Origin of the sequence: Mesorhizobium sp. M5C.F.Ca.IN.020.29.1.1 (assembly GCF_003997375.1) — a bacterium.
Taxonomy (GTDB): domain Bacteria; phylum Pseudomonadota; class Alphaproteobacteria; order Rhizobiales; family Rhizobiaceae; genus Mesorhizobium; species Mesorhizobium wenxiniae.
Genome location: NZ_RZSW01000153.1, coordinates 1 through 11,779, shown reverse-complemented (window position 1 = coordinate 11,779; position 11,779 = coordinate 1). Strand labels below are relative to the sequence as shown.

Below are 11,779 nucleotides of genomic sequence, written 5' to 3'. Positions count from 1 at the left end.
TGCTTCGACCATGACGGTTTTCCCGCCGTACTGGGTTCTTACGGCCGAAGCCGAGTGCTCCGGCCGCCACGCCCGGACCGCCGATCAGGTCGTTGTCTGGATGATCAGCGTCAGCGTGCCATTGCCATCGATGTTGGCGGCGACAACTTGCGAGGAATCCAGGCCGCTCGCCGCCAGCGCCGTTGCTGCCTGCGGCGACGCATCGATCGAGTTTTGCAGGGTAAGCAGATCTTCAACGCTGGTCTGGGTGATCACGGCCTCGGCTTGTGTTTTGAGCTCCGGAGGCAAATCCTCGAGGGCGACGATCGCAATGCCAGTAAAGTTCTGGTCGGTGAAACCCTGATCCGGCACGGCTTGGTCGGGCAGGGCCTGGTCAGGCGGCGTCTGGTCAGGCGGCGTCTGGTCGGGCAGGGTTGGATCGGGCAGGGCTTCCGGGGCAGTGGGTGCGATTTGGGGAAGCTGCGGGTCGGTGGATTGCGCGTGGATCGGCTGCGCCAAGGCCAATCCCGAAAGGGCGGCAATCGTCGTCAACATGCGCATGATCGTTCCTTCCGTTTTCCGGTTTGCTCGGGGAGGATCACTTGGTGACCACACAACCATTGTGCCGGATTATGGTTCCCGGTCCGTCAAGGATAAGGCCGTCGGTGAGTACATGCGTCAGGCCGACGCTACGCAACGGCGAGTCGATCGATGACCCATAGCCATGTCCTGTCGCCCTGGCGGCGGGCGACCTCGGCGGTTACGGTGCCATCGGAAAGGCGGGTTGACGTGAGTGCCAAAATCTCCGCTGATAACAGGGGGGACTGATTTTCCGGCCACAAATTTACGGCCCGTTGCGGTGATGTCCGCGAAGAGTGCCCGGATCGCTTCGCGGCCCAGCGTCAGTCGCCTCTCACCGCTGTCGACGACGGCGTTGGGTTCAAAAAGCGCGGCCATGCCGTAGATGTCTCCCTCCCACTGCCGAGAGATCAGCAGGCGCTCCAAATCCTGGGGATCGCGCGCTGGCTCACGGCTTGGTTCATCGGTCATGGCGAGGACTCCTCCGACGCTCGGTACCAAAGCGTTCGAAGGGGAGCCGGCGAAGCTCCGCCATAAGCCGATCGCGAGGTTGAGCAGCTTGGCGGTCATTCTCCCCAGCCGACATCGTGGTCCGCAACGCGCCATTCGGCGGCGCCGGCGCGGCACCGGTGGCTGCGGCTGTGGTTGAGGAAGTCGGCGATCCTTGCCGCCGACTTCGCCGAGGGGAAGGTGAGCAACCGATCGCGATGGACGACGGGCTCGCCGGTCTCATTGTCCCACACCTCGAACCGGCAGCTTGGGTTCGGTATGGCTTCGAAACGGTTCTTCATATCGATGGTGCCGGTAATCGACGGACCCAGGTTCTGCGACCCCGACTTACGGATGGCTTACGTGCGTTTTTGGCTATGCTTTTAGCAGCGGGCACGCTCGCGCAGGTCGCCTCGGTTAGCTCGCCTTCGGCGCGAGGCGCTGCGCGACATGGTCGGCGATCGCCAGGCTTGAGGTCAGGCCGGGGCTCTCGATGCCGAACAAATTGACGAGGCTCTCCACGCCGTGCACCGCCGCGTCCTGGATGACGAAGTCGGCATTGGCTTCGCCGGGACCGGAGAGCTTCGGCCGGATGCCGCTATAGGCCGGCTGCAGGCTGCGATCGGCGAGGTCCGGCCAGTATTTGCGGACCTCGTCGTAAAAGCGCTCGCCACGCGCTGGATCGACGCGATAGTCGAGTTGATGATCCGTCCATTCGACATCAGGCCCGAAGCGGGCGACGCCGTCGAGGTCGAGCGTCAGATGCACGCCGAGCCCGCCGGGTTCGGGTATGGGATAGACCAGTCGCGAGAACGGCGCCCGGCCGGCGACCGAAAAATAATTGCCCTTGGCGTAGCGTATTTCTGGCACGAATTGCCGGTCGAGCCCGTCAAGCGAGCCGGCAAGTGCCGTGGCGCCAAGCCCGGCGGCGTTGATGAAGCTCGCGGTGGCGATTTCAAAGCCGCCGCTGGTGCTGTCGACCGTGTCGAGCACGATGCGCCCACTCTCGATGCGGCCGGCGACGATGCGGGTGTTGAGGCTGAGTGTCGCCCCGTGCTTCTCGGCGTCGCTCAGCAGCGCCAGCATCAGGGCGTGGCTGTCGATGATGCCGGTTGCGGGAGACAAAAGGGCCGCCGTGCATCGCAGCTTCGGCTCCAGCCTGCGCGCCTCGGCGGCGGTTAAGGGCGTTAGGTTGCCCGCGCCGCAAGCAGAGGCGTTGGCCAGGATGGAAGCGAGCACCGGCTCCTGTCCGGCATTCGTGGCGACGATGAGCTTGCGCAGCGCGCATGCGGCACCGCCCGCTCCTGGCAATAACGGTAGAGCTTTTCCCGGCCTGCCACGCAGAGCCGGGCCTTCAGCGATCCGGCCGGATAGTGGATGCCGGCGTGGATAACCTCGGAATTGCGCGAGCCAATCCCGGTGCCGATGGCGTTCTCGGCTTCGACGATCAGGGTGTCCATGCCGCGCTGCGCCATGTCGCGCGCGATCGCGAGGCTGACGACCCCGGCGCCGGCAACGATGCAGTCGACATGGTCCACGATCAGGCCACCTCAGCCTCGATGTTGTGCCTGGTGAGCCGTTTAGGAATGACGTCTCGGCGATGCGCACAGCCGGCTTGGCGCAGGTTCTCGCGTTCTGCGGCCTCGAAGCTGAAATTCTGCATGTCTTCCGTCCATCCGCCAGCGCTTTCGAAAGGGCTTGACACCCTTACAAGAAACAGATGCACCAAACAGCATTAATGCCGGAGGGAGCTGCCGATGCGCGCCGAACGGCGGCAAGGACCCACGTCCCGGCATGCAGGACAGGAACCATCATGGACGCTCGACCGAATTCTCCCGAAGCTCGCGACATCAGCTACCACCTGCACGGCTACACCAATGCCCGCAAGCATGAGGAAGCAGGGCCGCTCGTCATCGGGAAGGGCGACGGCATCTATGTCGAGGATCTCGCCGGGAACCGCTATATCGAAGCGATGGCCGGGCTTTGGAGCGTCGCGGTCGGCTTCTCGGAGAAGCGGCTGGTCGACGCGGCGGTGCGCCAGATGTCCAAGCTGCCTTACTATCACGACTTCGGTTCCAAATCGCATTCGCCGCTGATCGATCTCGCCGAGAAGCTTGTGCAGATGGCGCCGGTGTCGATGAGCAAGGCGTATTTCACCAATTCCGGCTCCGAGGCCAACGATACGGCCATGAAGATGATCTGGTATCGGTCCAATGCGCTCGGCCAGCCGGCACGCAAGAAGATCATCAGCCGCAATCGCGGCTATCACGGCGTCACCATTGCCGCGGCAAGCCTGACCGGCCTGCCCAACAACCACATTTCCTTCGACCTGCCGATCGCCAATGTGCTGCACACGTCGACGCCGCACCACTGGCGCGAGGCGCTGCCTGGCGAGAGCCAAGAGCAGTTTTCGAGCCGGCTTGCCGACGACTTGGAAAAGCTGATCCTGGCCGAGGGCCCGGAAACCATCGCCGCCTTCTTCGGCGAACCGATCATGGGCGCCGGCGGCGTCATCGTTCCCCCAGCCGGCTACTGGGAGAAGATCCAGGCGGTGCTGTCGAAATACGACATCCTGCTCGTCGCCGACGAAGTCATCTGCGGTTTTGGCCGCACCGGTGAAATGTTCGGCTCGCAGACCTTCGGCATCAGGCCCGACATCATGGTGCTGTCGAAACAGATCTCTTCATCCTACCTGCCGATCTCGGCCCTGCTGATCAACGAAAAAGTTTTCGAGCCGATTGCCGACGAAAGCAATCGCATCGGCACCTTCGGCCACGGCTTCACCGGCGGCGGCCATCCCGTTGCGGCCGCGGTCGCGTTGGAGAACCTGAAGCTGATCGAGGAGCGCGATCTCGTCGGCAATGCGCGCACGGTCGGCGCGCATATGCAGAAGCGGCTGCGCAAGTTCGCTTCGCACCCGCTTGTCGGCGAGGTGCGCGGCGTCGGCCTGATCGCGGCGGTCGAACTGGTCGGCGACAAGGCGAGCAAGGCGCCGTGGGAGACGGCCGGCGCGCTGGGCGGGCTCGTCAACGGCTTTATGCAACAGAACGGCGTCATCTCGCGCAACATGGGCGACGCGCTGCCCTTCTGCCCGCCGCTGATCATCACCGAACCCCAGGTCGATCAGGTGGTCGACGCGTTTGAAAGATCACTCGAAGCCGCGGTCAAGCAGGTCGGGTCTGAAACCTGAAACAAAAAACTGCCTCAGCGGACTACTATGCCTGCTCCGGCTGCTCCTGACAGCGCGTTCGGAAGGTCGAAGGTCGGGTTTAAGGATGAACTTTAGAGACTAGTGCTACCTCTTTCCGTGTTCCAAACGGATGTGGTCGTAAAAGTCTTCGCGATCGGACATCTTCCTCGATTGGGCCGAACAATGAGAAGCCAACTTCGTTTCATTATGCACCCTGATGACGAGGCTGCTCTGGTAACCGAACTTTTGCGCGATCCGGCTATCCTGTTCGTCGATGGCCCGCGGTGGAAGACGGTCACGCCCCCAACCACTCGAGACATTTCTGCTATCGGCAGCTACTGCATAATCTGGTCTCCCGAGGACCTGCCACGGCTTTCAGCGGAGTTCATTCAGGCACATAACGATTGGTATTGCTGTGATGAGAATTCCACGATTCAATTCCTGCGATGCAAGATGACCGAAACAGTCATAGTGGAGGGCAGTTTCGCGATGTCGACGGGACCTGCGGAAGCTAACGCCGCGGCCAACGTCGAACGCAGGTACAAGTTCCTGTGCCGTGCAATCAAGAGAACCTACCGGAACTCGGTCGTTCAGTGGCGCAATCCGCGCCGGCCGGACGCACCGGCCGGACCATCCAGGTCAGCAAACCCAAGTGCGCCCGACCGGTCGCTGTGGGTTGGACCAGCGGCGATGACGTGGATGGCTAGCCATGCTGATCGACAGGTCAAAACCTTCCTCACTGGTTTTGTGGAGGGAACGATAATCGAACCGGGCTGATGCACTGCTTTCTACCCACACGCGATGCGGGCAGACCTCGACTTCGTGTGGGGAACGTGGCGCTCGGCGACGCTGACGGAACTCATCAGGACAGGGCCCGCTCGTCGTGAGGCTGGAACACCCGGCGCTGATGGCAGCCGACGCTGCTCGTCGAACGGACGCATCATCGAGCGTCGAAGGCGAAACCGCGATCTCAGTCCAAGGTCATGAAACAGGACCGCGACCCGATCGGCCCGCTCTCTCCGCGAGAGGCGCGGGCTTTCATTTGTTTGGCCGGTGCGGCGGTCCGCTTGTGGGAAAAATCTGCGGCGGTGTGTCGAGTACAGCGATGGGCTGCCTGGACAGCCGGCGTTTACCTTTCGGATGCTCTAAGGCTCCGCGCCGCCTCTTCGAGTGCCAGCGGATCGTCACCAAGGCGGTCGATGAGGTCTTGAGCTTGGTCGCCGGTGATGCCTGTTCTCATCGCCAGCGCTTCCGCTGCCTCAACATCCGATTGACCAGCGGCGCGGTTGCCTTTCTTCACTCGGCTTTGGGTCTGCGTGGGAGCTGGCACATCGGCACCAGATATCGCCGGTGGGCGAGCACCAAGCGAGCGGTCTTCGTTCTCGATTTCGACGGTCGCCTGATTCCAATGGCGCTCGTGCAGACCGTGCGTCTGGCCTTCTCGTTCCCAGATCTCATATGCGCGGCGTCGAATGCGTTCGTGTTTGTCGTCTGACATGGTCGTTCCTCCTTGTGGGTTTCACCCAACGCGAAGGAGCGTCGGAACGATCCCACCCTGCACGCCGATTTCAGACAAAGAGGGGACCCGGAAGGCTGGCTTCCGGAAGACCATGCCTGCGGCGTTGCGATGCTGCGATGCGCTAGGTGGCCCGGAGCAAATCCTAGTGCGGTGCTCGAGAGCAAGTCGTCCATCGCGCTGAAGGGTGCAGCATTGTTTTCCCTACGGAAACGCGCTTCAGGAGAAAGTTCGGCTCCTGCAGCACGATGCCAGACTAAATTAGGGCTGGCCATTGCTTGAACATCCTTTCCGCGGGTGCTACGTCGCCCATATCGACAGGGGCGCTCCGTATTGCCGGGGCTGAGATGGTGGGCGTCAAGCCTTCGGTCCCTCAAGCTGATCTGGGTAATGCCAGCGGAGCGAGGCGACTATGTTTTCAGGTGCACAGATTTCCCTGTATCCGATGTGCGATGACTTCGTCGGCGTCATCCTTAGGGCACTTTCGGCGATGGATTTCTATCGGCCGAATTTCCGCATTGAGACCGACGACATCTCGACGCTGATCGTCGGCCCGCCGGAACAGCTTTTTCCGGCCATACGCGATCTGTTCGCCTCGGCGGCGGCAAGTGGTGTGCATTGCGTGTTGTCGGCAACGGTGTCGCGTGGCTGCCCTGGCGAGCCTGACGATCCGATCTGCACACCGATTTCCGGCAGCAGCCACGAGCTGTCCCTGGCCGAGCGCATCGGCGCGGCGCGGGCGCATGTCGACGGTGCGAAAAAACTCGGACAAGAGGTCGCCGCGCAGTTCTCGCTCTATCCGCTCGGCGAGGGCCACCACATGGACGAGATCTACGGCTGCATCGACTTCCTCAAGGCCTCGGGGGTCTTCGACAGGTCGAAGAATTTCTGCACGAAGCTGAGGGGCGACGCTGGACCGGTGTTCGCGACGCTGTCGGAAGCTTTCCTTCGCTTCGGCGCGCCGCAAGGCCATGTGGCGCTCGACCTTACCGTGTCGGCGAACAGCCCGAGCCCTCGTTAGCCTTGCCTGTCAACGGGCTGCAGCGAGATCCGAAACGGCATCCGGAACGACCACCAGCTTGCCGACGAAATCCTTGGCAATGAAATCCGCCTGGGCGCGGTGGAAATCGGACAGCCTGTAGACGCCGCCGACCAGCGGCCGGATTTTCTTGTCCTCGATGTAGCCGACGATGCGGCGGAAATCGTGTCGCGTGCCCTGACTGGACCCGTGCAGCTGCAACTGCTTAAGATACATGGTGCGCAGATCGAGCTGCACGACCGGGCCGGCAATCGCGCCGGCCGTCGTGTAGCGACCTTCGGGTCTGAGGATGCGCAAGAGGTCGTTGAACATGGCGCCGCCGACCAGGTCAGCAACCACGTCGATCGGCCGGCCCTCGGTCGCTGCGTTCACGGCGGCGGGCAGGTCGGCGATGCCACGAGTGATCACCGCTTCGGCCCCGATGTCGAGCACCGCCTGTTCCTTGCCCTTGCCGACGACGGCATAGGGGATGGCGCCGCGCGCCCGCGCCAGCTGCACGATGCCGGAGCCGACGCCGCCAGAAGCGCCAGTGACCAGCACACGCTCGCCAGCTCTTAGTGCGGCACGTTCCAGCATCTGTTCGCCTGTGAGATAGGCGCAGCAGAAGGTGGCAAGTTCGACATCGGTCATTTCGGTATCGACGACATGGGCGTTCTCGGCTGGCACAGCCTGGTATTCGGCATAGCCGCCGTCACGGCCGTGGCCCATGTAGTCGATGTCGGCGAGGGAATCGTCGTCGCGGTTGTAGATCGAGAAATCGACCATCACCCGCTCGCCGATACGGTCCGGCGAGACGCCATCGCCAACGGCGACGATGTGGCCGACCGTGTCTGTGCCCTGGATGCGCGGGAAAGTCAGCGTGTTGCCTTGGCGGCGCCAAGTCGATACCGCGGCAGCATCTTGCTCCGTGCCATAGGCGCCCTGACGCACCCAGACATCGGTGTTGTTCATGCCGCAAGCGGTGACCTTGACCAGCACTTCACCTGGGGCGGGCGAGGGCACTTTCACGTCGGTGCGGTAGACGAGCTTTTCCGGCCCGCCGTGACCGGTCAGCTGCACGGCGGCCATGGTGGCGGGGAGGGTTTTGGTCATGGCGTTCATGTCGATCTTCAGATGTTTGCAAACACGCTTTTCACCGCATCGGCCGTCTTCGAGACGATGATGTCGGCCTCTTCGCGGGTGAGGCAGAGCGGCGGCGCAAAGCCGAGAATGTCGCCCTGCGGCATGGCGCGGCCGATGACACCGCTTGCGGCGAGGGCGGTTGCGACCTGCGGCCCGATCTTTTGCGATGCATCGAAGAACACGCGATCATTTCTGTCCGCGACGAATTCGATTGCCGCCAGCATGCCGTCGCCGCGCACCTCGCCGACATTTTTGTGGCCGCCGACGGCTTTCGCCAGTTCGGCGCGGAAATAGGCGCCGGTCTCGCCGGCGTTGGTCACCAGGTCCATCTCGTCGATCAGTTCCAGGTTGGCGACGCCCGCGGCGACGCAGATCGGATGCGCCGAATAGGTCCAGCCATGACCGAGCGAGCCGAGCTTGTCGGAACCCTGCACCAGCACCTGCCAGACCTTGTCCGAGACGATGACACCCGACAGCGGCGCATAGGCCGAGGTCAGGCCCTTGGCGATGGTGATCAGGTCTGGCTGGAGGCCGTAATGGTCGGAGCCGAACATGGTGCCCAGCCGGCCGAAGCCGGTGACCACTTCGTCGGCGACCAGCAGCACATCGTACTTCTTCAGAACCGCCTGGATCTTTTCCCAATAGAGGGCGGGCGGTGGCACGATGCCGCCGGTGCCGAGGATCGGCTCGCCGATGAAGGCGGCGACGGTATCGGGCCCTTCGGCGAGGATCGTCTCCTCCAGCTTGTCGGCGCAGTATTGGGAAAACTGCTCCTCGCTCATCGAGCGGTCGGCGCGGCGGAAATAGTAGGGCGCTTCGGTGTGCAGGATCGGCGCACGCGGCAGGTCGAAGGCGTTGTGGAACAGGTCGAGCCCGGTCAGCGACCCCGTCATAACGCCTGAGCCGTGATAGCCGCGCCAGCGCGAGATGATCTTCTTCTTCTCCGGCCGGCCGAGCACGTTGTTGTAGTACCAGATCAGCTTGATGTTGGTTTCGTTGGCGTCGGAGCCGGAAAGGCCGAAATAGACCCTCGACATGCCTTGCGGGGCGCGATCGATGATCATCTTGGACAGCGTGATCGACGCCTCGGTGCCGTGGCCGACATAGGCGTGGTAATAGGCGAGGTTCTTGGCTTGCGCGGCGATGGCGTCGGCAATCTTCTGGCGGCCATAGCCGACATTGACGCAATAGAGTCCGGCGAAGGCATCGATGCTCTTGCGGCCATTATTGTCCCAGATGGTGACGCCTTCGCCGCCGGCGATCACGCGGGTCGGGCTCTCGCCGCGCGCGTGGGTACCCATATGGGTCGAGGGATGGAAGAAGTGGTCGCGGTCCCAGGCGGCGAGTTCGTTGGACTGGTCGAGCATCATTTTACTCCTGAGGAAAGGTGTCGGGCGCGGCTTACGCGACGTCCAGGCAGAGATATTTGAGATCGGTAAAGGCTTCGAGCCCGTGGCGCGAGCCCTCGCGGCCGATGCCGGACTGTTTGACGCCGCCGAAGGGGATCGGCGCGCCGGTGATCTTCACGCGGTTGATGGCGACCATGCCATAGTCGAGCGCGCGGCCCATGCGCAATTGGCGGCCGCCGTTCTCGGTGACGACATAGGCGACAAGCCCGTATTCGGTGGCGTTGGCGCGAGCGATGACCTCATCCTCGCTGTCGAAGGGCGTCACGGCGGCGACCGGACCAAAAGTTTCCTCGCGCATGATCAGCGCGTCGTCGGTGACATCGGCGAGCAGGGTCGGGCGGTAGAACAGCGGTCCTGCAGAATCGCGTTTGCCGCCGGTGAGGCAGCGTGCGCCATGTGCGAGCGCATCGGCGACCTGCTCCTCGACCTTCTTGACCCCGCGCTCATGCATCAAGGGCCCGATGTCGGTGTCATCAGCCAGGCCATTGCCGGTCCGCAGCGTCTCGACGCGCCTGGCGAAGGCGGCGCAGAAACGATCGTAGATCGGGCGCTGGACATAGATGCGGTTGGCGGCGAGGCAATCCTGGCCGGAAGTGGCGAATTTGGCATCGACGGCTGTGGTCACAGCCTTGTCGAGATCGGCGTCGGCGAAGACGATCAGCGGCGCGTGGCCGCCAAGCTCCATCACCAGCCGCTTCATCGTCGGCGCACTTTGCGCGGCGATCAGCCTGCCGATCTCGGTCGAGCCGGTGAAGCTCATGGCCCGGACGCGAGCGTCTTCGCACATCCGCCCAACGATGGTCGAAGCCTTACCGGTGAGAACGTTGAAGATGCCTGCCGGCAGGCCGGCGCGTTCGCCGAGCTCGGCCAGCGCCAGTGCCGACAGCGGCGTTTCCGACGAAGGGTGCGCGACGATGGTGCAGCCGGCGGCAAGGGCGGCCGCCGCCTTGCGGGTCAGCATGGCCGCGGGAAAATTCCACGGGGTGACAACGCCGACGACGCCGAGCGGTTCGCGCCGCACCATCATCTCGGCGTTTGGCAGGTGGCTGGTGACGCTTTCGGCGTTGAGGCGTTTTGCCTCCTCGGCATACCACTCGACGAAGGAGGCGGCGTAGTCGATCTCGCCAAGCGCTTCCCTAAGCGGCTTGCCCTGTTCGAGCGTCATCAACAGCGCCAGATCATCCTTGGCAGCGATGATCAGATCGAACCATTTTCGCAGAATTCTCGCGCGTTCCTGGGGGAGAGCCGCGCGCCAGGCGGGAAAGGCGCGGGAGGCCGCGTCGATCGCCTTGCGCGTCTGCCTGCTATCGAGCCTGGCAACCCAGGCAACGGTGGTGCCTGTGGCAGGATCGATCACCTCGAAGCTCTCGGCGGCTTCACTCGCAGTCCAGTGGCCGTCGACATAGGCGAGTTCGCGCAGCAGCCGGCGGTCGGCGAGGCGGTCAAGCGCTTCATGGCGCTGTGGGCGGGTAAAGTGCGCGGACATGTTCGAGGTCTCCCGGTTCGGAGTGATATGGGGAGACTATCCGCGTGCAGCAGACAGAGAGGCTGTCTGGGCGCCCGCCCGTAGAGAGATTGTCTCTATTGCATCGCTCGGGCAGACGATCTCTCTAGGGTCAGGACGCCGGCAACAAATCCGCTACCGGCAAGGCCATCTCCTCCTTCACCGTCTTGGTGACGATGTAGGTAAAATAGCGGTCGATGCCGATCTCGCGTTCGAGCAGGACGTCGACCAGCCGCTGGTAGGCGTCGATGTCGCGCGCCATCACTTTCAGCAGATAGTCGACGCCGCCGCCCACCGACCAGCAGGCGACGATTTCGGGCACGTCGCGGATGACGCGCTCGAAGCGGTCGAAATCGGCCTGGCGGTGGCTGGCCAGCGTCACCTCCATCAGTACGGTGGCGACCGGCGCGACGGCGCGCATCGCAACCTTGGCGTGATAGCCTGAGACGATGCCGGCCTTTTCCAGCTTGCGCAGCCGCATCCAGCACGGCGTCGGCGACAGGCCCACCTTGTCGGCGAGCGCCAGCTTGGTGATGCGCCCGTCGCGCTGGACCACGTCGAGGATTTTGAGGTCGATCTGATCGAGTTTCAATGCGGCCATGAGCGTCTGCTTTTTCTTGCCCGACACCATGACGGCGCATTATTTCGATTGTCAATTGCACTGATTTCGATCTCTAATAAGTCATGACATTATGGCGTCCAGATCCCGCGCTCATCCGGCGGCCGGCCTATCAATCGCTCGCCGACCAGTTCGCGCGCGCGATCCATGATGGGCGGCTGGCCAACGGCGCGCGGCTGCCGACGCATCGCCGGCTGGCCGACGAATTGGAGCTTTCGGTGCAGACGGTCAGTCGCGCCTATGAGGAACTGATCCGCCGGGGCCTGGTCTCCGGCGAGATCGGCCGCGGCAGCTTCGTGCAGACGCAGCGCCGCGAGCCCGAGCCGCCATACC

Annotated in this window: 13 protein-coding genes, 1 pseudogene and 1 riboswitch; of the genes and pseudogenes, 4 read left to right on the top strand and 10 right to left on the bottom strand. The window is 63.3% G+C overall.

Annotated elements, in window-relative coordinates; translation table 11 throughout:
• Positions 1–84 precede the first annotated feature (84 nt).
• The 5 genes and pseudogenes from EOA85_RS14615 to EOA85_RS39870 form a co-directional block, all read right to left on the bottom strand.
• A complete protein-coding gene (locus EOA85_RS14615; RefSeq protein ID WP_127209909.1) occupies positions 85–540 on the bottom strand; it encodes a hypothetical protein in 456 nt (151 codons plus the stop codon).
• 117 nt (positions 541–657) lie between these two features.
• The gene (locus EOA85_RS14610) at positions 658–1,128 is read right to left on the bottom strand and encodes a hypothetical protein (protein ID WP_245485763.1); all 471 of its coding nucleotides are present in this window, start codon (positions 1,126–1,128) and stop codon (positions 658–660) included.
• The gene (locus EOA85_RS14605; protein WP_127209908.1) at positions 1,125–1,349 is read right to left on the bottom strand and encodes a hypothetical protein; all 225 of its coding nucleotides are present in this window, start codon (positions 1,347–1,349) and stop codon (positions 1,125–1,127) included. Before EOA85_RS14605 ends, EOA85_RS14610 begins: the two co-directional genes overlap by 4 nt.
• Positions 1,350–1,464: 115 nt before the next feature.
• A pseudogene (locus tag EOA85_RS14600) lies at positions 1,465–2,585 on the bottom strand (NAD(P)/FAD-dependent oxidoreductase).
• Positions 2,586–2,587: 2 nt separating this feature from the next.
• Positions 2,588–2,710 carry a hypothetical protein gene (locus EOA85_RS39870; RefSeq protein WP_281033737.1) on the bottom strand — a complete coding sequence of 41 codons (123 nt, stop codon included), beginning with the start codon at positions 2,708–2,710 and terminating at the stop codon, positions 2,588–2,590.
• A 150-nt stretch (positions 2,711–2,860) separates the two neighbouring features.
• Between EOA85_RS39870 and EOA85_RS14595 the strand changes: the two genes are divergently transcribed.
• Positions 2,861–4,237, top strand: a complete 1,377-nt coding sequence (locus EOA85_RS14595; RefSeq protein WP_127209907.1) for an aspartate aminotransferase family protein — start codon at positions 2,861–2,863, stop codon at positions 4,235–4,237.
• Between the two features lie 183 nt (positions 4,238–4,420).
• A complete protein-coding gene (locus EOA85_RS14590; RefSeq protein WP_127209906.1) occupies positions 4,421–5,014 on the top strand; it encodes a hypothetical protein in 594 nt (197 codons plus the stop codon).
• 352 nt (positions 5,015–5,366) lie between these two features.
• On the opposite strand, the gene EOA85_RS14585 is transcribed toward EOA85_RS14590, so the two are convergent.
• The gene (locus EOA85_RS14585) at positions 5,367–5,735 is read right to left on the bottom strand and encodes a DUF2934 domain-containing protein (RefSeq protein ID WP_127209905.1); all 369 of its coding nucleotides are present in this window, start codon (positions 5,733–5,735) and stop codon (positions 5,367–5,369) included.
• A 327-nt stretch (positions 5,736–6,062) separates the two neighbouring features.
• Positions 6,063–6,175, top strand: a riboswitch (TPP riboswitch).
• On the opposite strand from EOA85_RS14585, the gene EOA85_RS14580 reads away from it, so the two are divergent.
• A complete protein-coding gene (locus tag EOA85_RS14580) occupies positions 6,166–6,774 on the top strand; it encodes a YkoF family thiamine/hydroxymethylpyrimidine-binding protein (RefSeq protein ID WP_127209904.1) in 609 nt (202 codons plus the stop codon). (Overlaps the previous riboswitch by 10 nt.)
• A 9-nt stretch (positions 6,775–6,783) precedes the next feature.
• Here EOA85_RS14580 and EOA85_RS14575 read toward each other — a convergent pair whose 3' ends face one another.
• From EOA85_RS14575 to EOA85_RS14560, 4 genes are all read right to left on the bottom strand, one after another.
• Positions 6,784–7,893, bottom strand: coding sequence for an alcohol dehydrogenase family protein (locus tag EOA85_RS14575; protein WP_127209903.1), 1,110 nt, complete (start codon positions 7,891–7,893; stop codon positions 6,784–6,786).
• 8 nt (positions 7,894–7,901) lie between these two features.
• Positions 7,902–9,281 carry an aspartate aminotransferase family protein gene (locus EOA85_RS14570; RefSeq protein WP_127209910.1) on the bottom strand — a complete coding sequence of 460 codons (1,380 nt, stop codon included), beginning with the start codon at positions 9,279–9,281 and terminating at the stop codon, positions 7,902–7,904.
• Between the two features lie 34 nt (positions 9,282–9,315).
• Positions 9,316–10,809 (bottom strand): NAD-dependent succinate-semialdehyde dehydrogenase, encoded by a 1,494-nt coding sequence (locus EOA85_RS14565; protein WP_127209902.1) that lies wholly within the window; start codon positions 10,807–10,809, stop codon positions 9,316–9,318.
• Between the two features lie 130 nt (positions 10,810–10,939).
• Positions 10,940–11,419, bottom strand: a complete 480-nt coding sequence (locus tag EOA85_RS14560) for an Lrp/AsnC family transcriptional regulator (protein ID WP_164759662.1) — start codon at positions 11,417–11,419, stop codon at positions 10,940–10,942.
• 92 nt (positions 11,420–11,511) lie between these two features.
• Here EOA85_RS14560 and EOA85_RS14555 point away from each other — a divergent pair.
• Positions 11,512–11,779, top strand: a 268-nt coding sequence (locus tag EOA85_RS14555; protein ID WP_127209900.1) for a GntR family transcriptional regulator, incomplete at its 3' end; no start/stop codon positions are given.

Bases quoted from the DNA above. Each gene is read 5' to 3' on its own strand.
- EOA85_RS14610 (WP_245485763.1), bottom strand. From the start codon at position 1,128: ATGACCGCCAAGCTGCTCAACCTCGCGATCGGCTTATGGCGGAGCTTC.
- EOA85_RS14605 (WP_127209908.1), bottom strand. From the start codon at position 1,349: ATGAAGAACCGTTTCGAAGCCATACCGAACCCAAGCTGCCGGTTCGAG.
- EOA85_RS39870 (WP_281033737.1), bottom strand. From the start codon at position 2,710: ATGCAGAATTTCAGCTTCGAGGCCGCAGAACGCGAGAACCTGCGCCAA.
- EOA85_RS14595 (WP_127209907.1), top strand. From the start codon at position 2,861: ATGGACGCTCGACCGAATTCTCCCGAAGCTCGCGACATCAGCTACCAC.
- EOA85_RS14565 (WP_127209902.1), bottom strand. From the start codon at position 10,809: ATGTCCGCGCACTTTACCCGCCCACAGCGCCATGAAGCGCTTGACCGC.
- EOA85_RS14570 (WP_127209910.1), bottom strand. From the start codon at position 9,281: ATGCTCGACCAGTCCAACGAACTCGCCGCCTGGGACCGCGACCACTTC.
- EOA85_RS14575 (WP_127209903.1), bottom strand. From the start codon at position 7,893: ATGAACGCCATGACCAAAACCCTCCCCGCCACCATGGCCGCCGTGCAG.
- EOA85_RS14590 (WP_127209906.1), top strand. From the start codon at position 4,421: ATGAGAAGCCAACTTCGTTTCATTATGCACCCTGATGACGAGGCTGCT.
- EOA85_RS14615 (WP_127209909.1), bottom strand. From the start codon at position 540: ATGCGCATGTTGACGACGATTGCCGCCCTTTCGGGATTGGCCTTGGCG.
- EOA85_RS14585 (WP_127209905.1), bottom strand. From the start codon at position 5,735: ATGTCAGACGACAAACACGAACGCATTCGACGCCGCGCATATGAGATC.
- EOA85_RS14580 (WP_127209904.1), top strand. From the start codon at position 6,166: ATGTTTTCAGGTGCACAGATTTCCCTGTATCCGATGTGCGATGACTTC.